At 61.9% G+C, this 21,048-nt stretch carries 23 protein-coding genes and 1 pseudogene; 13 read left to right on the forward strand and 11 right to left on the reverse strand.

The window, feature by feature from the left end:
- Window positions 1-35: 35 nt before the first annotated feature.
- Window positions 36-1,085 carry an alkene reductase gene (locus ACK59H_RS01520; protein WP_060478093.1) on the reverse strand — a complete coding sequence of 350 codons (1,050 nt, stop codon included), beginning with the start codon at window positions 1,083-1,085 and terminating at the stop codon, window positions 36-38.
- A gap of 17 nt (window positions 1,086-1,102) precedes the next feature.
- Window positions 1,103-1,405 carry a helix-turn-helix transcriptional regulator gene (locus ACK59H_RS01525; protein WP_060478092.1) on the reverse strand — a complete coding sequence of 101 codons (303 nt, stop codon included), beginning with the start codon at window positions 1,403-1,405 and terminating at the stop codon, window positions 1,103-1,105.
- Window positions 1,406-1,557: 152 nt separating this feature from the next.
- Between ACK59H_RS01525 and ACK59H_RS01530 the strand changes: the two genes are divergently transcribed.
- Complete coding sequence (locus ACK59H_RS01530; protein ID WP_060478091.1) at window positions 1,558-2,142, forward strand: ACP phosphodiesterase; 585 nt, start codon at window positions 1,558-1,560, stop codon at window positions 2,140-2,142.
- An 81-nt stretch (window positions 2,143-2,223) separates the two neighbouring features.
- Here ACK59H_RS01530 and ACK59H_RS01535 read toward each other — a convergent pair whose 3' ends face one another.
- Both ACK59H_RS01535 and olsB read right to left on the reverse strand, forming a co-directional pair.
- Entirely contained in the window at window positions 2,224-3,012 is a 789-nt protein-coding gene (locus ACK59H_RS01535) for a lysophospholipid acyltransferase family protein (RefSeq protein WP_060478090.1), read from the reverse strand.
- Window positions 3,012-3,767 (reverse strand): L-ornithine N(alpha)-acyltransferase, encoded by a 756-nt coding sequence (gene olsB / locus ACK59H_RS01540; protein WP_060478089.1) that lies wholly within the window; start codon window positions 3,765-3,767, stop codon window positions 3,012-3,014. Before olsB ends, ACK59H_RS01535 begins: the two co-directional genes overlap by 1 nt.
- A 146-nt stretch (window positions 3,768-3,913) precedes the next feature.
- Between olsB and ACK59H_RS01545 the strand changes: the two genes are divergently transcribed.
- The 5 genes and pseudogenes from ACK59H_RS01545 to ACK59H_RS01565 all read left to right on the forward strand — a co-directional run bounded on the left by ACK59H_RS01545 (window position 3,914) and on the right by ACK59H_RS01565 (window position 7,504).
- The gene (locus ACK59H_RS01545) at window positions 3,914-4,801 is read left to right on the forward strand and encodes a hypothetical protein (protein WP_060478088.1); all 888 of its coding nucleotides are present in this window, start codon (window positions 3,914-3,916) and stop codon (window positions 4,799-4,801) included.
- Between the two features lie 73 nt (window positions 4,802-4,874).
- Window positions 4,875-5,074: pseudogene (locus tag ACK59H_RS01550) on the forward strand (amidase); the annotation flags it as partial.
- 59 nt (window positions 5,075-5,133) lie between these two features.
- Window positions 5,134-5,715 carry a YceI family protein gene (locus ACK59H_RS01555; RefSeq protein ID WP_060478086.1) on the forward strand — a complete coding sequence of 194 codons (582 nt, stop codon included), beginning with the start codon at window positions 5,134-5,136 and terminating at the stop codon, window positions 5,713-5,715.
- 1 nt (window position 5,716) lies between these two features.
- Window positions 5,717-6,874: a phosphatidylserine/phosphatidylglycerophosphate/cardiolipin synthase family protein gene (locus tag ACK59H_RS01560; RefSeq protein WP_060478085.1), complete on the forward strand. Its 1,158-nt coding sequence runs from the start codon at window positions 5,717-5,719 to the stop codon at window positions 6,872-6,874.
- Between the two features lie 48 nt (window positions 6,875-6,922).
- Entirely contained in the window at window positions 6,923-7,504 is a 582-nt protein-coding gene (locus tag ACK59H_RS01565; RefSeq protein ID WP_186477519.1) for a DJ-1/PfpI family protein, read from the forward strand.
- Between the two features lie 18 nt (window positions 7,505-7,522).
- Here ACK59H_RS01565 and ACK59H_RS01570 read toward each other — a convergent pair whose 3' ends face one another.
- Entirely contained in the window at window positions 7,523-7,921 is a 399-nt protein-coding gene (locus tag ACK59H_RS01570) for a nuclear transport factor 2 family protein (protein WP_060478083.1), read from the reverse strand.
- A 115-nt stretch (window positions 7,922-8,036) separates the two neighbouring features.
- On the opposite strand from ACK59H_RS01570, the gene ACK59H_RS01575 reads away from it, so the two are divergent.
- On the forward strand, window positions 8,037-8,627 hold the full coding sequence (locus ACK59H_RS01575; protein ID WP_060478082.1) for a hypothetical protein: 591 nt from the start codon (window positions 8,037-8,039) through the stop codon (window positions 8,625-8,627).
- Complete coding sequence (locus ACK59H_RS01580) at window positions 8,624-9,496, forward strand: carbon-nitrogen hydrolase family protein (protein ID WP_060478081.1); 873 nt, start codon at window positions 8,624-8,626, stop codon at window positions 9,494-9,496. Before ACK59H_RS01575 ends, ACK59H_RS01580 begins: the two co-directional genes overlap by 4 nt.
- A 44-nt stretch (window positions 9,497-9,540) precedes the next feature.
- On the opposite strand, the gene ACK59H_RS01585 is transcribed toward ACK59H_RS01580, so the two are convergent.
- The gene (locus ACK59H_RS01585; RefSeq protein WP_060478080.1) at window positions 9,541-11,064 is read right to left on the reverse strand and encodes a fumarate hydratase; all 1,524 of its coding nucleotides are present in this window, start codon (window positions 11,062-11,064) and stop codon (window positions 9,541-9,543) included.
- Between the two features lie 250 nt (window positions 11,065-11,314).
- Between ACK59H_RS01585 and ACK59H_RS01590 the strand changes: the two genes are divergently transcribed.
- On the forward strand, window positions 11,315-12,235 hold the full coding sequence (locus tag ACK59H_RS01590; protein WP_060478079.1) for an iron-sulfur-binding ferredoxin reductase: 921 nt from the start codon (window positions 11,315-11,317) through the stop codon (window positions 12,233-12,235).
- Between the two features lie 109 nt (window positions 12,236-12,344).
- On the opposite strand, the gene pyk is transcribed toward ACK59H_RS01590, so the two are convergent.
- A complete protein-coding gene (pyk, locus tag ACK59H_RS01595) occupies window positions 12,345-13,799 on the reverse strand; it encodes a pyruvate kinase (protein WP_207936885.1) in 1,455 nt (484 codons plus the stop codon).
- A 180-nt stretch (window positions 13,800-13,979) separates the two neighbouring features.
- On the opposite strand from pyk, the gene ACK59H_RS01600 reads away from it, so the two are divergent.
- The 3 genes from ACK59H_RS01600 to sbcB all read left to right on the forward strand — a co-directional run bounded on the left by ACK59H_RS01600 (window position 13,980) and on the right by sbcB (window position 16,332).
- Window positions 13,980-14,366 carry a hypothetical protein gene (locus ACK59H_RS01600; RefSeq protein ID WP_060478077.1) on the forward strand — a complete coding sequence of 129 codons (387 nt, stop codon included), beginning with the start codon at window positions 13,980-13,982 and terminating at the stop codon, window positions 14,364-14,366.
- Window positions 14,367-14,489: 123 nt separating this feature from the next.
- Window positions 14,490-14,849 (forward strand): PilZ domain-containing protein, encoded by a 360-nt coding sequence (locus ACK59H_RS01605; RefSeq protein WP_060478076.1) that lies wholly within the window; start codon window positions 14,490-14,492, stop codon window positions 14,847-14,849.
- Between the two features lie 46 nt (window positions 14,850-14,895).
- A complete protein-coding gene (gene sbcB / locus ACK59H_RS01610; protein ID WP_060478075.1) occupies window positions 14,896-16,332 on the forward strand; it encodes an exodeoxyribonuclease I in 1,437 nt (478 codons plus the stop codon).
- Between the two features lie 68 nt (window positions 16,333-16,400).
- On the opposite strand, the gene mvaT is transcribed toward sbcB, so the two are convergent.
- Window positions 16,401-16,778, reverse strand: coding sequence for a histone-like nucleoid-structuring protein MvaT (gene mvaT, locus ACK59H_RS01615; protein ID WP_060478074.1), 378 nt, complete (start codon window positions 16,776-16,778; stop codon window positions 16,401-16,403).
- Between the two features lie 295 nt (window positions 16,779-17,073).
- Here mvaT and purU point away from each other — a divergent pair, with 295 nt between their 5' ends.
- The gene (gene purU, locus ACK59H_RS01620) at window positions 17,074-17,925 is read left to right on the forward strand and encodes a formyltetrahydrofolate deformylase (RefSeq protein WP_060478073.1); all 852 of its coding nucleotides are present in this window, start codon (window positions 17,074-17,076) and stop codon (window positions 17,923-17,925) included.
- 190 nt (window positions 17,926-18,115) lie between these two features.
- Here purU and ACK59H_RS01625 read toward each other — a convergent pair whose 3' ends face one another.
- From ACK59H_RS01625 to ACK59H_RS01635, 3 genes are read right to left on the reverse strand one after another with little or no spacing between them, the layout of a single operon-like run.
- Complete coding sequence (locus tag ACK59H_RS01625; RefSeq protein ID WP_060478072.1) at window positions 18,116-19,108, reverse strand: lysylphosphatidylglycerol synthase transmembrane domain-containing protein; 993 nt, start codon at window positions 19,106-19,108, stop codon at window positions 18,116-18,118.
- Entirely contained in the window at window positions 19,105-19,869 is a 765-nt protein-coding gene (locus ACK59H_RS01630; protein ID WP_060478071.1) for a DUF2334 domain-containing protein, read from the reverse strand. The genes ACK59H_RS01625 and ACK59H_RS01630 overlap by 4 nt, the downstream gene beginning before the upstream one ends.
- Window positions 19,862-20,983: a glycosyltransferase family 1 protein gene (locus tag ACK59H_RS01635; RefSeq protein ID WP_060478070.1), complete on the reverse strand. Its 1,122-nt coding sequence runs from the start codon at window positions 20,981-20,983 to the stop codon at window positions 19,862-19,864. Before ACK59H_RS01635 ends, ACK59H_RS01630 begins: the two co-directional genes overlap by 8 nt.
- Window positions 20,984-21,048 lie beyond the last annotated feature (65 nt).

Genomic DNA, 21,048 nt, shown 5'->3' on the forward strand with positions numbered 1-21,048 from the left:
CCTTGGAATGGGCCGCCAAGCGGCCCATGTCCGGGTCACAGGCGTGGGTAATCGATGTACCCCACCGGGCCCTTTGCATAGAAAGTCTCAGGATGCGCCTCGTTCAACGGCGCATCCGCTGCCAGCCGCGCCGGCAGGTCCGGGTTGGCGATAAATGGCACACCGAACGCTACCGCATCGGCTTTGCCCCCCGCCAGGGCGGCATTGGCGCTGGCCTTGTCGAAGCGCTCGTTGACGATATACGGGCCACCGAAGGCTTCCTTGATCAGCGGGCCAATGCTGTCGTCGGCTTCCTTCTCCCGCGAGCAGATGAAAGCGATGCCGCGCTTGCCCAGTTCACGTGCCACATAGGTGAAGGTCTCGGCGCGGTTGGCATCACCCATGTCATGGGCGTCGGCGCGTGGCGACAGGTGCACGCCCACGCGGCCAGCCCCCCACACACCGATGGCTGCGTCGGTGACTTCCAGCAACAACCTCGCGCGGTTTTCCAAGGAGCCACCGTAACGGTCGGTGCGCTGGTTGGTGCTGGTTTGCAGGAACTGGTCAAGCAGGTAGCCGTTGGCGCCATGGATTTCCACACCGTCGAAGCCGGCGGCCTTGGCATTCTCGGCCGCGCTGCGGTAGGCCTCGACGATATCGGCGATTTCTTCGGTTTCCAGGGCGCGCGGGGTGGGGTAGTCACTAAGTGGGCGCACCAGGCTTACGTGGCCCTTGGCCTGGATCGCGCTGGGTGCTACTGGCAGTTCGCCGTTGAGGTAGCTGGGGTGAGAGATACGGCCGACGTGCCACAGTTGCAGGAATATCCGCCCCCCTGCGCCATGGACGGCCGAGGTGACATTGTTCCAACCACGGACCTGCTCATCGTTCCAGATGCCCGGCGTGTCTGGATAACCTACGCCCATGGGTGTGACCGAGGTCGCTTCGCTGAGAATCAGCCCGGCGCTGGCGCGTTGAACATAGTATTCGGCCATCAGGGCGTTGGGAACGCGGCCGTCATCGGCCCGGCATCGAGTCAATGGGGCCATGATGATGCGGTTGGGCAACTGCACATCGCCCAGTTGGATCGGATCGAAAAGCGTTGTCATAACGGTTACCTGCCTTGTCAAAGCGCTTGGCGCAGTTGTTCGAGAAATGCCTCGATGGTGGCTTCGTTGCGTTTGAAAAAGTGCCATTGACCGACCTTCTGGCTGGTGATCAGACCCGCCCGTTGCAAGGTGGCCAAGTGGGCTGACACGGTGGACTGCGAGAGCCCGCAGCGTTGGTCGATCTGCCCGGCGCAAACACCGTTTTCGGTGCTGTGGTACTGGTCGGGAAATTGAGCAGCCGGGTCTTTCAGCCAGCTTAGGATTTCTCGCCTGACCGGATGGGCCAGCGCTTTTATGATTTCGTCGAGATCAAGTGGCATGGGGTGAGGCTCGTGCTGTAGCGGTATATCGCGATACAACGAAACGTACATCGGTATTTAGCGATATACAAATACGAAGAGGTTCTGAGCTGAGTGCAAATCGCTATATCGCGTTATAACGATATGCGGGATCAGGGTGCTAAACTGCCGGCATGAATTACTTGGCACATCTGCACCTTGGCGGCTCTGCTCCGCAGCAAATGCTCGGCAGCCTGTATGGCGACTTCGTCAAAGGCTCGCTCGAAGGGCGTTTTCCGCCTGCGCTAGAGGCAGCGATCATGCTGCACCGGCGCATTGATAGCTTCACCGACCAACACCCATTGGTATTGGCTGCGCTGGCGCGTTTTCCTTCATCGCGACGGCGCTTTGCCGGCATCGTGCTGGATGTGTTCTTCGACCATTGCCTGGCCCGACACTGGGGGGATTACGCTGAACAGCCGCTGGCGCAGTTCACTGGAGCGTTTTATCGGGTGTTGCTGGCTGAGCCTGAGTTGCCAGGGCGGCTGGCGCGGATCGCCCCCTCGATGGCGGCAGATGATTGGCTGGGTGCCTATGGCGACTTTGCCACGCTGGAGCAGGTATTCAAGGGTATTTCCCGGCGCCTGTCGCGGCCTGAAGGGATGGCTGGGGTGATGCATGAGCTGGAACGCCTGTACGAGCCACTGCTGGCGGATTTTCGTGCGTTCTACCCTCAGCTGCAGGCGTTCGCCGCGACCGGTGGTCAGCCCGGCAGTTGAGCTTGTGGTGTCGTCGCCGGCCTTTTCGCAGGTCAAGCGCCCACAAAGCCAGTGCAGCATCTGAGGGCACCACTGCCTGAATCAGGCAGCACGTGCCTGACGCCGAGGCACTGCCGGCATCTGTTCGACGCCGAACAACGCCATGTGAATCGCCTGTTGCGCCTGAAACGCCAGCGCCGCCCGTTCCTTCTGGGCACTGTCGATCGGCGTCAACAGGTGAATGCACACTTGCCCCCGCGGCTGGGCGAATAAGCGCATCAAGTGCGAAACCAGGTCGTCGTCACCAATGAAGGGTGCTATCAGGTCTGCCTTGCCATCGCGCAGGTATTGAATGGCCACTGGCTGCACCGCCACGCCCTGATCGATGGCACCGGCCAGCAGCCGGCCGTGGAAAGTGCGCAGCTGGCACCCATCGGTGGTAGTGCCCTCTGGGAAAATCAGCAGTGGCCGGGCCTGGCGCAATTGTTCGCTGATCTGTTGGCGCAGGCGCTGACTGTCGCCGCCACCGCGGCGAATGAACAGCGTGCCGGCTTTTTCTGCCAGCCAGCCGGCTACCGGCCACTGGCGGACTTCGGCCTTGGACAGAAACGAAAGTGGTAGCAGCATGCCTAGCAGTGGAATGTCGGTCCAGGACACATGATTGCTGACCCAGAGCATCGGCCGTTTTGGCCGCTCACCGATTACCCGCACCTGGAACGGCAAAGCGCCGACCAGACGCTTCATGAACCAGCAGGACAAACGCTGGCGCAGCCCGAGGGACGCCTTGAGCCCTGACCGGTCCCCCAGCGCGACGACAATGGCCATGAGCAGGCCGAGCGACAATACCAGCAGCAGGCGGGACAGGCGGAGCAGTACCCGCACCGCACCCATCAGACGGCTGCCTTGAAGTGTCGGGCGTAGCGCGGGCACAGCTCGTCGCGCTTGAGCAGAATGAAGACGTCCGCCACCTGGAAGTCCTGGTCCCAGCAAGGCTCCCCACAGATCTTGGCCCCCAGGCGCATGTAGGCCTTGAGCAACGGGGGCATTTCGGCAATGACGTTGCTCGGCAACGCCAGGCTGGGCAGTGGTTTTTTTGGCTCGGCGCGCAGGTGCTCGTTGCACAGATAACGCTCGCGCAGCCGTTGCATGACCGCATGGGCCTGGACACCCCCGTCTTGCATGGGGATGCTGGCGCAGCCCATCAGGTAGCTGTAGCGGCCTTCGTTGAGCACCTCGGCCAATTCGCCCCAGAGCACGGCTATGGTGCCGCCGTTGCGGTAGTCCGGGGCGACGCAGGTGCGACCCAGTTCGAGGATCGGGCCCTGCAATTGACGCAAACCGTGCAAGCTGAATTCTTCTTCACTGTAGAAGCGCCCCAGGCTGCTGGCCGCCTGGTGATCGAGCAAGCGGGTGGTGGCCACCAGCTGGCCGGTGCTCAGGTCGCGTACGCCGATGTGCCGGCAGTGTTCATCGTAGTCATCCATGTCCAGGCCCTGGTCGGCGCCTTTGAGTCTGGCCTTGAACTCTGCGCTGAACACCCTGAAACGCAGGGCTTGAGCCTCCTGAAGGGCTGCAGGCCCGACCAGGCGTTCGGCTTGCAGACGGCGTTCGGTGCTGTTGCCACCACGGTGAGCGATCCGAGTCATTGCGAGTCTCCATAAGCCAGCCATGAAGGGTTGCGGCCGGTCGGCTTTGTTGTGCACAGTCAGCCTAGGTAGGCGCGGTGTCACCCCGGTGAAGCTTTGGTGATGCTTGCATGACAGCCCCGTACAGCCTCTTGAAGGAGCGCCCGATGGCCTGGTTGCAACGACTCAACGACCCTTACCGCCAGCCATTGGCCGGCACCCTTGCCGAGGCCTACGCCGCGCAACTCGAGCGCCTTGGCGCGGTTGCCCCGTTCGAACTGGCGGTGCTGGGTGGGCGGGCCATGGCCACCCCGGGCCTGGCCTTTCTGATCGGTTACCAGGCCGCGCTGAGGGTGCTCTGGCCCAGTGCGCCGGCCAGCCTTGGTGCGTTGTGCGCCACCGAACAGCGCAGCGTGCGCCCGGCGGACATGCATACCCGGCTGGTCGGGTTGCGCCTGGACGGCACCAAGGACTTTGTTACCGCAGGCCTTGATGCAGAGTGGCTGTTGGTGGCTGCGCGCAGCGAAGCGTTGGGCGACGCGCCGCAGCTGAAGTTAGCGGTGGTGTATCCGGGTGAGGCCGGGGTGACGTTGGAAGCATTGCCCACCCTGCCGTTGATGCCAGAGGTAGGGCATGGACGCCTGCACTTGCAGGGTGCGTCCTGCGAATTATTGGCAGGGGACGGTTGGGACGCCTACGTCAAACCGTTCCGCTCGTTGGAAGATCTGTACGTGCTGACGGCGTTGACGGCTTGGTTATATGGGGTTGGACAGGAGTGCGACTGGCCCCGGGACTTGCGTCTGCGCCTACTTGGGCTGTTGGCTGGGTGCGCCGAGGGCAGCCGGCAATGCGCTGACAGCGTTGCTTGCCACCTCTTGCTGGGGGGCTTGTTCTCGCAGTTCCAGGCGCTGCGCGCAGCGGTCGATGAGGCACTGCTGGCGGGGCCGCAGCAATGGGCTCAGCTGTGGCAGCGTGATCAAGGGGTGCTGGGATTGGCCACGGCGGCGCGGGAACAGCGCCTGGCCAAAGCCTGGTCGGGCGCAGGGCTGTCATGAGAAGCGGGATCCTGTAGTTCTTTCAGCTGCTGGGCCGATGATGCGCCTTCTCGACCATGAGAGCCTCCTGAGAATACCGTCGGCTTATTCGGCCAAAAAAGCACTCCTCAGGTCGCTTTGTCATGGGCTTGGCTCAAGCGTATTACCTGGGGGGCCGTGAAACCATGGCTGCCCTTGAGCGGCCTGGAAGAAAATCGCCGGCAGCGGCGGGAAAGCGCCCAGGGGCCAGGCCTGCGCAGCCAGGCTGCCTGGCACGGTGCACGAGCAGGCTAGCGCTTGCTGCCATGAAAGCAGGCGGTTAAGGTTGGCGGTCAAGTTCTACGAGACCTCTCATGTTCAACCTCAGTCGCCTTCTGCCTGCTCTGCTGCTGGCCCTGTGCTTGCCCGCCCATGCCAATTGGCACCTTGATGGCGAATCATCGCGCCTGTCATTCGTCACCGGCAAAAATGGTGATACCGCCGAGGTGCATCGCTTTTTAGTGTTGCACGGCAGTGTCGACCGAAAGGGCGCGGCTGCGCTGCGCATCGAGATGGACTCGGTCAGCAGCGGGGTGCCGCTGCGTGACGAGCAGATGCGCGACCATCTTTTCGAAGTGCAGCGCTTTGCCGAGGCCAGCGTAAAGGCGCAGATCGACCTGCGGCCGATCAACGACCTGGCCGATGGCGCGCAAATCGAGTTGCGCCTGCCGCTGACCGTCACCCTGCATGGGCAGTCCCACAGCTACAACGCGCTGCTGCTGGCCACCCGCCTGGATGAGCGGCGCTTCCAGGTAGTGACCCTCGAACCATTGGTGCTGCGCGCTTCTGACTTCGGCCTGTTGCCCGGGCTGGAGAGCCTGCGCAAGTTTGCCAAGTTGAAATCCATCAACCCATTGGTACCGGTCAACGCGGTACTGATTTTCAACGCCCGCTGACATGCCAGGGCCCGTATTCCCCTGGCGCGATGGCAATCAATTCGAACTGCTGATCGACGGCCCTGCGTTCTTTCCCAGGATGCTTCAGGCGATTGCCGGTGCGCAGGCACAGGTGGACCTGGAGTTGTATCTGGTCGAGGCCGGTGCCTGCGCCGAGGCTGTGGTCCAGGCGCTGGAACAGGCGGCAGTACGCGGCGTGCGCGTGCGCTGCCTGTTCGATGACTATGGCTCTTTGGCCTTCACTGCAGCGCTGCGCCAGCGCCTGCTGGATGCCGGCGTCTATCTGCGCTGGTACAACCGCCTGCGCTGGAAGCGTGGTTTGCGCAACCTCTACCGTGACCATCGCAAACTGTTGCTGGTCGATGAGCGTTGGGCCGTGGTGGGGGGCACCGGGGTTACCGACGAATTCTGGGTGCCCGGTGAGTCAAGCAGCGCCTGGCATGAGGTGATGGTGCAAATGCATGGCCCTGTGGTGAGCGACTGGCAACAGCTGTTCGACCGCCAGTGGCAAGCCAACGAACGTCGTACCGCCTGGCGCCCGGCCGAAGGCTTTGGCCTGCCTCGCCTGCCCAAGTTGCCGGCGCAAGGGCAGGGCATGGGCCGAGTGGCCTATGCCGACGCCCGCCAGCATCAGGACATCCTGCATTCGCTGGTGCGGGCAATCAACAGTGGCAAGCAGCGAGTGTGGCTGGCCACGCCGTATTTCCTGCCGACTTGGAGCGTGCGCCGGTCCCTGCGCCGGGCTGCAGGGAAAGGGGTCGACGTGCGCTTGCTGCTGACTGGCCCGCGCACCGACCACCCTTCGGTACGCTATGCCGGGCACCGCTATTACCCGCGCTTGCTGCGAGCGGGTGTGCGTATCTACGAATACCAGCCCTGTTTCCTGCATTTGAAAATGGTGCTGATCGACGACTGGGTCAGCATTGGCTCATGCAACTTCGATCACTGGAACCTGCGCTTTAACCTGGAGGCCAACATCGAGGCGCTCGATCCGCCTTTGACGGCCGCTGTACACGCCAGCTTCGAGCGTGACTTCGCCTTGAGCCAGGCTGTCGACCTGGACCACTGGCATGCCCGGCCGCTGTGGCGCCGGGTGAAACAGCGCATATGGGGTTGGCTGGACAGGCTGGTGGTCAACCTGCTCGACCGACGGGACTGAGAGCAGCTATCGTGCACTGACGGTTTCCAGGCAATCGAAGGAGTGGGTGTGATGACGGCGAAGAAGATTCTCATGCTGGTTGGCGACTATGTGGAAGACTACGAGGCGATGGTGCCTTTCCAGGCGCTGAGCATGGTCGGCCACACCGTTCACGCGGTGTGCCCGGAGAAGGTCGCTGGGCAGACGGTGCGCACAGCGATTCATGACTTCGAAGGCGAACAGACCTACAGCGAAAAGCCAGGGCATAATTTTGCACTGAACTACGACTTCGTGCGGGCTCGAGCCGAGGGTTACGACGCGCTGCTGATTCCTGGCGGCCGTGCCCCGGAGTATCTGCGCCTGGATGAGCGGGTTCTGGAGCTGGTGCGGGCCTTCGACCAAGCCGGCAAGCCGATTGCAGCGGTGTGCCATGGTGCGCAGTTGTTGGCAGCCGCAGGTGTGCTGCAAGGGCGCGAGTGCAGTGCGTATCCGGCGTGTGCGCCGGAAGTGCGGCTGGCCGGCGGCACCTTCATCGATATCGCGGTGGACCAGGCACATGTGGATGGCAACCTGGTCACCGCGCCAGCCTGGCCCGCCCACCCGGCCTGGCTGGCGGCGTTCCTCAAAGTGCTTGGCACCCATATCGCCTGATCGGGCCGCTCGGCAGGTTCACTCTACCTGCTCGACCCAATCGTTGAGGTTGTAGTAATTGGTGATCCGGGCAATCTTGCCGCAGTGAATGTAGAAGAATGCCCCCGCTGGCAGCACGTAAGTCTGGCCCGTGGCCGCCGGCAAGCCTTCGTCGTCGGCCAGGTATTGGCCGTGGACGGTGAACTCCGCTGCTGCGCGGCTGCCGTCGGCGTTCTGCATGACCACGATGTCGGCCAGGCGCTCGCGGTAGCAGCGGTTCATCTTGTCCATGAACGCGGCGAACTTCGCTTTGCCCATTTGTCGCTCGCCCTGGTTGATGTCGTGAATTACATCTTCGCTGAGCAGTGCCAAGAACGTTGGCATGTCACCGGCATTGAAGGCGGCATAATAAGCGTGGACCAGTTCGGTAGCGGTCATGGAACAGTTCCTGTCGTGTAGGGAAAAGGCGATGTGCTGGCTTGGATGATAGGGTTTCCCCTCAAGCCCGGCTTAGCCGAGCGCGTCATCCACATCGACAAAACGACCGCCAAGCATGCAAATACGCCTGTTGCACGGCGCCGCTATCGCGCCTTACATCGATGACCTCGCTCGCCTGCGCCTGACCGTGTTTCGCGAGTTTCCCTATCTTTATGACGGCACTGCCCAGGACGAGGCCGACTACCTGGCCAGCTACACCCGTTCCGGGCGCAGCCTTATGGTGCTGGCCCTGGACGAAAGCAAGGTGGTTGGTGTTTCGACCGGCCTGCCGCTGGTGGATGTAGCCCCTGAGTTCCAAGAGCCGTTTCTGGCGTTGGGGCGCGACCCGGCAAGCGTCTACTACTTCGGTGAGTCGTTGGTGCTGCCGGAGTACCGTGGCCGTGGCCTGGGAGTGCGCTTTTTCATCGAGCGCGAATCCTATGCCCATAAACTGGCCGAATTCGACTTTTGCGCGTTTTGCGCCGTGGAGCGTCCAGGAACGCACCCGCGTCGGCCGGCGGACTATAAGCCGCTGAACGGGTTCTGGCGCAATCGCGGCTTCCTCCATGACCCAGCGCTGCGGACCCACTACGCCTGGCGCGACCTGGACGAAACCCACAGTTCGGAAAAAATCATGTCCTTCTGGACCAAGGCGCTTCCGGCTTGATCCGCCTCGCGGCGTGCCAGTACGCCATCGAACTGCATGAAACCTGGGATGCGTATGCCGAGCACCTGCAAGGGCTGTGCGCCGAGGCCGTGGAGGCCGGCGCCCAACTGCTGCTATTGCCTGAATATGCCGGGTTGGTGCTTAGCGGGCAGTTGCCGGTTGAGCAGCGGGGCGACCTGAAGGCCTCGATCGCCGGCATTCAGCCGCTGATCGAGCCCTGGCTGGCGTTGTGCGAGGGCATTGCGCGGCGTTGGGGCATCTACCTACAGCCAGGCAGCCTGCCGGTGCTCGACCTCGATGGGCAGTACCGTAACCGAGCCTGGCTGTTCGGCCCCAAGGGAGTGCTGGGCTATCAGGACAAACTCATCATGACCCGCTTTGAGCGAGAGCAGTGGGGCATTGCTGCCGGTGATGGGCTGCAGGTGTTCGACACCGCGCTTGGCCGTTTGGGCATCCTGATTTGCTATGACAATGAGTTCCCAATGTTGGCGCGCCACTTGGCTGAGGGCGGCGCTGACCTGATCCTGGCGCCGAGCTGCACCGATACCGAAGCGGGCTATCACAGAGTGCGCATAGGCGCGCAGGCTCGGGCGCTGGAAAACCAGATAGCGGTGTTACAAAGCCCGACCGTGGGCCTGGCACCGTGGTCGCCAGCACTGGATGAGAACATCGGCCGGGCTGGGCTGTTCGTTCCGCCAGATTACGGGATGCCGCAGGACGGGGTGATTGCGCTGAGTGAGGCGTTGAGCCCGGTGGGCAGCCAGTGGCTGATGTGTGAAGTGAGCCTTGAGCACGTGCGGCAGGTGCGGCAGCAAGGGCAGGTATTTACCCGCAGGGACTGGCCGGAGCAGTTTGAACGTCTGCTCTGAAACAGCAGCGGCCCCGATTTGGGGCCGCCACCGTGATATCGGGCTTACTTCACTTCAACTGCCAGGCTCTGGTCAATCTTGCTCTGCCACAGGGCAGGGCCAGTGATGTGTACCGATTCGCCGTTGCTGTCGACGGCTACGGTCACCGGCATGTCCTTGACCTCGAACTCATAGATCGCTTCCATGCCCAGCTCGGCGAAGGCCAGAACCTTCGACTTGCGAATGGCCTGAGCCACCAGGTAAGCAGCGCCACCCACGGCCATCAGGTATACGGCCTTGTTGTCCTTGATCGCCTCGATAGCGGTCGGGCCACGCTCGGACTTGCCGATCATGCCCAGCAGGCCGGTCTGCTCGAGGATCTGGCGGGTGAACTTGTCCATGCGCGTGGCAGTGGTCGGGCCGGCAGGGCCCACCACTTCGTCACCCACTGGGTCGACCGGGCCGACGTAGTAGATGAAGCGGCCTTTGAGGTCTACTGGCAGTTCTTCACCGCGGTTGAGCATCTCGACCATGCGCTTGTGGGCAGCGTCGCGGCCAGTGAGCATCTTGCCGTTGAGCAGAATGGTCTCGCCTGGTTTCCAGCTGGCGACTTCTTCGGGGGTGATGTCGTCGAGGTTGACGCGACGGGCACTTGGGCCGGCTTCCCAGACGATTTCCGGGTAAGCGTCCAGCGACGGCGCTTCAAGCTCGGCCGGGCCGTTGCCGTCGAGCACGAAGTGGGCGTGACGAGTGGCGGCGCAATTGGGGATCATGCACACCGGCAGCGAGGCGGCGTGAGTCGGGTAGTCCATGATCTTGACGTCGAGCACGGTGGTCAGGCCACCGAGGCCCTGTGCGCCGATACCCAACTGGTTGACCTTGTCGAACAGCTCCAGACGGATCTCTTCAAGGCGGTTCTGCGGGCCACGGGCTTTGAGTTCGTGGATGTCGATGGACTCCATCAACACTTCCTTGGCCATGACCGCGGCCTTCTCGGCGGTACCGCCGATGCCGATGCCCAGCATGCCTGGCGGGCACCAGCCAGCGCCCATGGTCGGCACGGTCTTGAGCACCCAGTCGACGATCGAGTCGGACGGGTTGAGCATGGCCATCTTCGACTTGTTCTCCGAGCCGCCGCCTTTGGCGGCAACGTCCACTTCGACCTTGTCGCCTGGAACGATCGAGTAGTGGATGACGGCTGGAGTGTTGTCCTTGGTGTTCTTGCGCGCACCGGCCGGGTCGGCCAGGATCGAGGCGCGAAGCACGTTTTCAGGCAGATTGTAGGCGCGACGCACACCTTCGTTGATCATGTCGTCGACGCTCATGGTGGCGCCGTCCCAGCGCACATCCATGCCCACACGGATGAACACGGTGACGATACCGGTGTCCTGGCAGATCGGGCGGTGGCCAGTGGCGCACATGCGCGAGTTGATCAGGATCTGGGCGATCGAGTCCCGTGCGGCGGGGGATTCTTCACGCAGGTAGGCTTCGTGCATCGCCTGGATGAAATCGACGGGGTGGTAGTACGAGATGAATTGCAGGGCGTCGGCGACGCTCTGAATCAGGTCGTCTTGCTTGATCACGGTCATGCAGCGCGCTCCTCTTAAAGACGGGAACATTCAAAAAGACGTTCGACGGTGCCGACCAGCGTGTCGAAGCGCCTTGCAAGGCGCGCCGGCAGGCTGGCCGACGCAAAAGGGCGCGGCAGTATAGCGCGCCTCACTGCGCGAAACACCTGCGTGTGGTCTGGACCTTGGTCGGCTGCTAACGGGCATCGTTTTTGCTGCCACCTAGCGCTTGGCTTACAGTGACCCGGTGACCGTTGGAGAATGACTTACCATGCCTGAACTTAGCGTGGGCGCAAACAGCTGGGCGGTGCCCACTGGCAGCAACCTGCTCGATGCCCTCAACGACGCGGGGCTGAACGTGCCCTATAGCTGCCGAGCCGGCAGTTGCCATGCGTGCCTGGTGCAGTGCGTGGCCGGGCAACCGCAGGATGCGTCGCCCCAGGCCCTGGCAGCGGACAAACATGCCCAGGGTTGGCGCCTGGCATGCCAGTGCCGGGTTGTCGAGAACTTGCACGTTGCGCTGTTCGACCCCCAGCAGGACGGGGTGCCAGCGCGGGTGTGCGGGCTGGACTGGTTCGGCGATGTGCTGCGTGTGCGCCTGATCCCTGAACGGGGGTTGCGGTATCAGGCTGGGCAGCATGTGGTGGTGTGGAACGGCCCTGTTGCAAGGCCTTACTCGTTGGCCAGCCTGCCGGGTGAGGACGGTTATCTGGAGTTTCATATCGACTGTCAGCGGCCAGGTGCCTTCTGCGACAAAGCCCGTGGGCTGCAACTGGGCGATAGCTTGCGCCTTGGCGAGGTTCGCGGTGGAGCACTGCACTATGACCCGGACTGGCAGGCGCGGCCGCTCTGGCTATTGGCAGCGGGCACTGGGCTGGCGCCGCTGTGGGGCATCTTGCGCGAGGCATTGCGCCAGGGGCATCAAGGTGAGATTCGGCTGCTGCACATAGCCCGCGATGGTGCTGCGCATTATCTGGCGCAGCCGCTGTTGCAATTGGAAGGTGTGAAGGTCGAGCTGGTGCTGGCGCAGCAGATGGATGAGGCGTTGGCACGCCTGAACCTGTCGTCGCGGCAAACTATAGCGCTGGTGTGTGGAGCGGCGGGGAGTGTCGAGCGGTTCGCCCGGCGGCTGTTCATTGCCGGGGTGCCGCGCGGGCAGGTGTTTGCCGATGTGTTCGTTGAGCATGCCTGAGGCAGTTGTGTTGTGAGTGCTGGCCTCATCGCGACCTGCGGTCGCTCCTACGGGGGAACGCAATTCTCCGTAGGAGCGACCGCAGGTCGCGATAGGGCCGCAAAGGCTATCAGCCGACCAGCGGATCACCCACGTGCAGGATCTTCATGCCGTTGGTGCCGCCGATGGTGTGGTAGCTGTCACCTTTGGTCAGGATCACCCAGTCACCTTGTGCCACCAGGCCGCGCTTGAGCAGCTCGTCCACGGCCGCCTGGCTGACTTTGTCGGCCGGCAGCGATGCCGGGTCGAAGGCGATCGGGTAGACACCACGGAACATGTTGGCCCGAGCCTGAGTGGCGCGGTGCGGCGACAGCGCAAAGATCGGCACGTGCGAACGCAGGCGCGACATGATCAGAGGGGTGTAGCCGCTTTCGGTCAGCGCGATGATCGCCTTCACACCCGGGAAGTGGTTGGCGGTGTAAATGGCCGCCAGGGCGATGCTTTCGTCACAGCGCTCGAAGGTGGTGTGCAGGCGGTGGCTGGACTTCTGGCTAGTCGGATGCTTCTCGGCACCCAGGCAGATACGCGCCATGGCCTGTACGGCTTCGATCGGGTAGGCACCGGCGGCGCTCTCGGCCGACAGCATCACCGCATCGGTGTTGTCCAGCACGGCGTTGGCCACGTCCGATACTTCGGCACGAGTCGGCATCGGGTTCTGGATCATCGACTCCATCATCTGGGTCGCAACGATCACCGCCTTGTTGTTGCGGCGAGCGTGCTGAATGATCTTCTTCTGGATGGCGATCAGCTCGGCGTCGCCGATTTCCACACCCAGGTCGCCACGGGCAACCATGACGGCGTCAGAGGCTGCGATCAGCTTGTCCAGGGTTTCATCGTCGGCAACGGCTTCGGCGCGTTCGATCTTGGCGACCAGCCAGGCGCTGCCACCGGATTCGTCACGCAGCTTACGGGCGTACTCCATGTCGCTGGCGTCACGGGGGAAGGATACCGCCAGGTAGTCCAGGTCCATTTCTGCGGCGAGCTTGATGTCGGCCTTGTCTTTTTCGGTCAGAGCCGGTGCGGTCAGGCCGCCACCTTTGCGGTTGATGCCTTTGTGGTCCGACAGCGGGCCGCCGATGATCACCACGCAGTGCAGAGCGTCCGCGGTGGCGGTTTCGACGCGCATGACCACACGCCCGTCGTCGAGCAGCAGTTCGTCACCAACGCCGCAGTCTTTGACCAGGTCGGGATAGTCGATACCGACGATGTCCTGGTTGCCTTCGGTCAGCGGGTGGGCGGTGGAGAAGGTGAATTTGTCACCGATCTTCAATTCGATGCGCTTGTTGGCGAATTTAGCGATGCGGATCTTCGGACCTTGCAGGTCACCCAGCAGCGCGACATGGCGGCCGTTCTTGGCGGCGATGTCACGGATCAGGCGCGCACGCGCCTTGTGCTCGTCCGGCGTGCCATGGGAGAAGTTCAGGCGTGCCACGTCCAGGCCGGCGAGGATCAGCTGTTCGATCACTTCCGGCGAGTTGCTGGCGGGGCCAAGGGTGGCGACGATTTTGGTACGGCGGATGCTCATGCACAGACTCCTATAGTGAAGCGCAGCGAAAGGCTACTCCTCAATTGCGCTGTAGTCATTGTTCCGTTGCACTACCTGCCAGCGATGCAGGGTGGCATTTGAACGGCAGGCGTATGCTTGCAAAAGGCTGTGAAGATTTGCCGGCCATGGTCGATAAACTGGCATCAAAGGAGATACCCCATGCGCGCCCTGATCTTGATTGCCCTGGCTGCCAGCACCGTCGGCTGCACCCGCTGGTCCATGGACCACCATCTGAACAATGCCTACCGCGCCTATGACCGCGGCGATTGTCAGCGAGTCATGCTGGAACTGTCGCAGGTCGACCGCACCAGCCGTGCGCGGCCGTTCATCCACCCGGAAGCCACGCTGTTGCGGGGCCAGTGCCTTGAGCGCGACAAGCTTTACCTGGACGCGGCGCAAACATATGAGTATCTGATTCAGCAATACCCAGGCAACGAATATGCGTTTCGGGCCAAGGCGCGCCTGCAAACCCTAGAAAAACTCGGGCACTATCGCGGGCCAGAGGCTGCGGTGAGTCATCCCGTCGGCACCCCCACTTGGCGTTAATACCAAGGTGTGGTTTATTTCACAGGCTAGGCTTGGCGCACTGCGCTAATCTGTAACTCAGTTGTTACAACAACCGCCAGTACCTTGCATCCCTGGCACCTTTACGGGACTGCACTCGCGAACATGTTCAACAAGCGCCATATCGAACGCCATCAGTTGACCGGTGTGCTGACGGTCTACAACCGCCACACCGACCAACCCATCGGCCAGCTGGGCAATGCCTCGGAAGACGGCATCATGCTGATCAGCTCGCTGCCGGTTCTGGTCGGCCCGGATTTCGAACTGCAGTTGCGCCTGCCTCTGCCCAACGGTGGGTTTCAGTTCATCAACTTGACTGCCAGTTGCCTGTGGTGCCGTGAAGACCAGACGCCAGGCCACTACGATTCGGGTTTCATGCTGCTGCAGGCGCCGCGCGAATACGAAGAATTCGTCCACTCACTGCGCGAGTATTTCAGTTTCCACCCTGCCAACGCTTCCGCCTGAGCCTGGCTCCGTTAAAATCGGGTCGACCGCGAAACAGGACGACCCCGTGACAACCAGCATTTTCTGGCACGACTACGAAACCACTGGCATCAACCCGCGCTGCGATCGCCCGTTGCAGGTGGCCGGTGTGCGTACCGATCTTGAGCTCAACGAGATCGACCAACCGATCAACCTCTACTGCCGCCCTTCGGACGATATCCTCCCGCACCCGGCCGCTTGTCTGGTCACTGGTATCACCCCCGAGCAACTTGCCAACCAGGGCTTGTGCGAAGCCGAGTTCATGACTCGGGTTCACCAGCAACTGATGCGTCCTGGCACCTGCGGTGCGGGTTACAACACACTTCGCTTCGACGACGAAGTGACCCGTTACAGTCTTTACCGCAATTTCTTCGACCCCTATGCCCGCGAATGGCAGGGCGGCAACAGCCGCTGGGACCTGATCGACGTGGTACGCACCGCATATGCCCTGCGCCCGGAAGGGATTGTCTGGCCGCAACAGGATGGGCGCACCAGCCTGCGTCTGGAGTTGTTGAGCCAGGCAAACGGCATCGACCACGGCCATGCCCATGAGGCGCTTTCCGACGTACGGGCGACGATTGCTCTAGCGCGCTTGATAAGGCAGAAACAACCCAAGTTATATGAATGGCTGTTCCAGTTGCGCAGTAAGCAAAAAGTCATGGAGCAGGTTCAACTATTGCAGCCGCTGGTACACATATCCGGACGCTTTTCCGCGGCGCGACACTATCTGGGTGTGGTTCTGCCATTGGCATGGCACCCGCGTAATCGCAATGCACTGATTGTGTGCGACCTGCATCAGGAAACCCTACCGTTACTAAGGGAAAGTGCCGAAGTCCTACGCGAACGTTTGTACACGCGGCATGATCAATTGCTTGAAGGGCAATTACCGGTTCCGCTCAAGTTGGTGCAGATCAACCGCTGCCCGGTTGTCGCTCCGCTGTCGGTATTGCGCCCAGCTGATCAGCAACGACTGGGCATCGATTTGGCCTTGCTGCAATCGCGTGCCGATCAGTTGATTAATCAGCGCGCACACTGGGAAGGTAAGCTTGAGCCTATCTACGGCAGTGAACATTTTGCTGCGGTAGAAGATCCTGAGCAGCAGTTGTATGAGGGTTTCATCGGTGACCGCGACCGCCGTCTGTGCGAGCAAGTTCGCACCTTGGACCCTGCTCAATTAGGCCACGGGCATTGGATGTTCGATGATCAACGCCTGCCGGAGTTATTGTTCCGTTACCGTGCCAGAAACTTCCCTGAAACCTTGAACAGCGAAGAGCGCCAGCGTTGGTATGGCTTCTGCCAGCAGCGCCTCAGCAACCCGCAGTGGGGCGCGCCCAACACGTTGGGCGATTTCGAAAAGGCCAGGCTCGCCGCCTGGGCCACCGCCGACGAGGCCGGCCGACGGGTACTCGGCGCTTGGCAGGTGCACGCCGAACTTCTGCGGGAGCGGTTTGCTATCAATGCCTGAGTGCAAAACAAAAACGCCGGCAACATGCCGGCGTTCTTGTTTGTATAAGCAGTGGATGCTGTGGATTATCAGTCCAGCAGGCTAGCCCAGCTTTCAACCACGTCGCCACCCCATTTGGCTTTCCATTCTTTCAGGGTTTTGTGGTTGCCGCCTTTGGTTTCGATCACTTCACCATTGTGCGGGTTTTTGTATTGCTTGACTTTACGTGCACGCTTGGTGGCAGTAGGTTTAGCCGAGCCGCGTGGGCCTTTGCTCAATTTGGCATCTGGGTCGAGCAGGGCAATGACGTCGCGCAGCGACTTGGAGTATTCACCCATCAGGTTGCGCAGTTTGCCTTCGAACTCCAGTTCTTTTTTCAGCTTGTCATCCTGAGACAGGTTGGCCAGGCGGGCCTGAAGTTCCTTGATGGCTTCTTCGGTAGCGCGGTACTCGTTGATCAGGGACATGGAGTGTTCCTTAATGCGTGTTCAGAAATGAGTGAGGCAATAATAGACAGCCCATAGTCTCAAGTAAACATAATATTCAACGCGCAGCAGCAATTAACGATGTGACAAAATATCTCAGGATTAAAAAAAATTTACATAGGTTGAGCAGTAACTCAACGCGGTTCGCAGTGTGAGCTCAAGCGAGGGCTTGCGGCATCTGTGCTCGGATGTGCCGACGGCCTGCGCAATGATTACTGCGTTTTTCCGGGCGTGCCGTTAGAATGAGCGCCTTTGCGAAGTTCTGGAGTCTTGATTCATGCGCACCTATCGTCTGGTGATCGCTTGCCCCGACCGTGTCGGCATCGTGGCGAAAGTCAGTAATTTCCTGGCCCTTTACAATGGCTGGATCAACGAAGCCAGCCATCACTCCGATGAGCAGAGCGGCTGGTTCTTCATGCGTCATGAAATTCGCGCCGAATCGCTGCCATTCGGTATCGAAGCTTTCCGCGAAGCTTTCACGCCAATTGCCGAAGAGTTCTCCATGACCTGGCGTATCACTGACTCGGCGCAAAAAAAGCGCGTCGTGCTGATGGCCAGCCGCGAATCGCACTGCCTGGCTGATCTGCTGCACCGCTGGCACACCGATGAGCTCGATTGCGATATCCCATGCGTGATCTCCAACCACAACGACCTGCGCAGCATGGTCGAGTGGCATGGAATCCCGTTCTTCCATGTGCCGGTCGACCCCAAGGACAAAGCCCCGGCTTTCGCCGAAGTGTCTCGCCTGGTGCAGGAGCATGCCGCTGACGTCGTGGTGCTGGCGCGCTACATGCAAATTCTGCCGCCGCAGCTGTGCCAGGATTATGCCGAGAAGGTCATCAATATCCACCACAGTTTCTTGCCATCGTTCGTAGGTGCCAAACCCTACCATCAAGCGGCCCTGCGGGGTGTCAAGCTGATCGGCGCAACCTGCCACTACGTGACCGAAGAGCTGGATGCCGGCCCGATCATCGAGCAGGATGTGGTGCGGGTTAGCCATGCCGATAGCATCGAAGACATGGTCCGCTTCGGCCGCGACGTCGAGAAGATGGTGCTGGCCCGCGGCCTGCGTTATCACTTGGAAGACCGGGTGCTGGTCCACGGCAACAAGACTGTGGTATTCGACTGATTGGTGTTGGGGGCCGCGCTGCGGCCCCTGTCAATTGGGAGCGATAAAGCAGTGGCAAGATCGCGTAATTCACCTACCGCTTCACCACCGCCTACTTTGGGCGAAGGCTGCCTGGCCCGTTATGACCCCCAGGCGCTGGGCGAAGAGGACGGCACCGAGTTCCCAGGTGCCGAACAACTATGGCGCCAGCTCAACCCGCCTGACGCCTCCAGCGCTCCAGCAGAGGGCGTGCCACCAGGCAGACGAATACCGGCCCGCCCGCCAGCAGATAAAAGTAATACGTGATCGCTCGCCAGATCAGGATTGCCGCTGCCGCTGTCGAACTGCCAACCAGGGGTGCCAGCAGGCTGGCCGAGGTCAGCTCGGCGGCACCGGCCCCCCCTGGTAACAAGCTGAATTGCCCGGCACTGAGCGAGAGCATCTGGACGAGAAAGCTGGGTATCCATGACAGTTCAGCCCCCAGCCCCTGAAGCACCAGGTACAGCACGCTGTAGCGCAGGCTCCAGTGAACGCAGGTGAGGGCGAATACCAGCGCCAGGGTGCGCTTGGGCAATTGCCAGGTCTGCGCCAGCGCGGCTATGAAATGCAGCAGCTTACGAGCCCAGCGGCGCCTGCGTCTGCCTGCCACGCCCAGGCGCTTGAGCAGGCGCCCGTTCAGGCGCATCAGCGCGCGGCGATAGCGCAACAGCGCCAAGATGATGGCCAGGGCGACGCATAGCAGTAGAGCGCTGCCCAACAACATGCTTTGCTGGCTTCGACCAAGGCGATGAAACAAGGCATAGCCAGCAATTGCCAGCATCGCGCAGAAGAAGAACAACAGGTCATTGAGTTGGTCGGCGGCGAACACTGCGCCGCTTCGGGCCGGGCCTATGCGGTTGCGGGCCAGCAGAGCCATGAGCGTGACCGGGCCGCCGCTGCCACCTGGGGTGGTGCAGATGGCGAACTCCGTTGCCATGATCACACCGAGGCTGCGGGCGTGGCTTAGCTGCTTGCGTTGCTGGCCGAGCAACAGCCGTAGGCGCATGGCATTGATGACCCAACACAGCAGAATCATCCCCAGCAGCGTCAGCAGCAAGCTCGGATCGAAAGCCATCAGCCTGGGCCACAGCTCGCTGCCCCCCAACAGCATCGGCACCAGCATGGCGCCGGCCAGTGCCAGTGCCAGCCAGCCGAAGCGGTTCATGCGACCACCTGGCGCTCCAGCCAGGTCGACTTGGTCAGCGGTTCACGGCCTTGCAGCAGTAGCTTGTCCAGGGTTCGCAACCAGTAGTCGCGGGATGAGCGGTGGCGCATGTCCACCGGGTGCAGCCCCAGACGCAAGGTGTCGGCACTGCGCCAGCGGCGGCATTGCCAATCGCTGACGATTTTCGAAAGCCCTCTGCGCCATGCACTGCGCGCGCTCCATACCAGCCCCGGCGCCTCATAGGCGGTAAAGTCTGGCAAGCGATACAGGTGCTGGGGGGTGCTGGTGTAGCGCAGCGGCAACTGGCTGAGTGCCTGGCGGGTACCTTGGCTCATCAGCCAGGCGGGGGCGACGAAGCCGGCAACCGGCCAGCCCTGGGCGTTGAACACCTCCAAGCCCTGCTCGAGGCGCTGCATCGCTTGCGCTTCGTTCAGGCCATAGAACTCACCTTCATGGGTGTACACGCGGCGCATGAAGTATTCGCCCAGGCTGCGGGGGGCGGGGCCTTCGTCGGCATGATAAAGGCCGTGCAGCGCCAGCTCGTCGCCCCGTGCCAGGCGCCGCTCGAGCAGGCGACAGAACGCGGGGGAGTGGGTAAGGAGGTTGCGGTGATGAAAATCTGGAACGACCAGCCAAGTCATTGGGACATTGCCCATCTCGTCCACGGCCTGCACGAAGGGCTGGTAGTCGGGCCAGGTTTCTGGCGCTACATCGTGCAGCACCAACATCACGCTGGTGGAATTGCTGCCGGCCTCAACCATGGGCGCGCACCTGCGGCTGGTGGCCGAGCACGGCCTGGTATTGCTCCAGCAGGCCATCAACCACGTGATCCCACGAATAATGCTGCTCCACATGCTGGCGCGCCTGGGCGCCGAGCTTGCGCACGCCTGCTTCGAACACTTCGCGCACTGCCTGGGCCATGGCCTGGGCATCGTTAGCCCGGCACAGTTGCCCACACTGATCATTGACGATTTCGCCGAAGGCTCCGGCGCGTACCGCGACCACCGGGGTGGCGCTGGCCATGGCCTCGAGTATCACCAGGCCAAAGGTTTCCTGGTCGCCGGCATGCACCAGCAGGTCGGCGCTGGCCATCAGCCGGGCTACCTCTTCTGGGGGGCGGAACTGGTCCATGACACTGACGTTGTCGGGCACATTGGCCGGCATGTTCGAGCCCACCAGCAGCAAGTGGTACGGGTGCCCCAAATGCTGCATGCATTGCAGCAGGACGGGCAGGTTCTTTTCACGGGAGCCGCGCCCGGCGTAAATCAACAGGCGGCTGGTATCGGCGATGCCCAGCTCGGCACGCAGTTGCGGGTCGCGACGGGTAGGGTGGAAGGTGTTCAAGTCTACGCCCAGGCGCTGAACGTGCACATCACGCACCCCCAGCCTGCGCAGCTTTTCGGCCATCACCAGGCTCGGCGCCAGTACCCGGTCGAAGTTGCCGTAGAGTTTGCTGACATAAGCTTCGGCATTGGGTGTGAACCAATTACCCATGCGGTTGCTTACCAGCAGGGGTAAGTCTGAGTGGTAGAAACCGATCACCGGGACGTCCAGCTTGCGCCGGGCCTCAAGCGCCGCCCAGGCGGTCAGGTAGGGGTCGCCCACTTCGATCAGGTCTGGCTGCAGCTGGCGCAGCACATTGCACCAGGGGGCCAGGCGCACGGGAAACCGGTAGCCCTTGCCGAAAGGCAGGGGTGGCGCGGGGACCTGATAAACGCCATCGGCATGAGTAGCACTGGCGCCGGGTATCAGAAGGCTGTGCTCCACGCCGGCAAGGGCGCCGAGACGGTGGTGTTTGGCATCGAGGTATGTCCGCACGCCGCCGCTGGCGGGAGCGTAGAACATGGTGATGTCGGCGATGTGCACGATCAGCATCCCTCCGGGATCGTATTCAGGTCTGTCATCTGCCGTTAAGGCCGGTGATGACGCGCCTAAAGATT

Source organism: Pseudomonas sp. KCJK9000 (genome assembly GCF_046230725.1).
GTDB classification, from domain to species: Bacteria; Pseudomonadota; Gammaproteobacteria; order Pseudomonadales; family Pseudomonadaceae; genus Aquipseudomonas; species Aquipseudomonas promysalinigenes.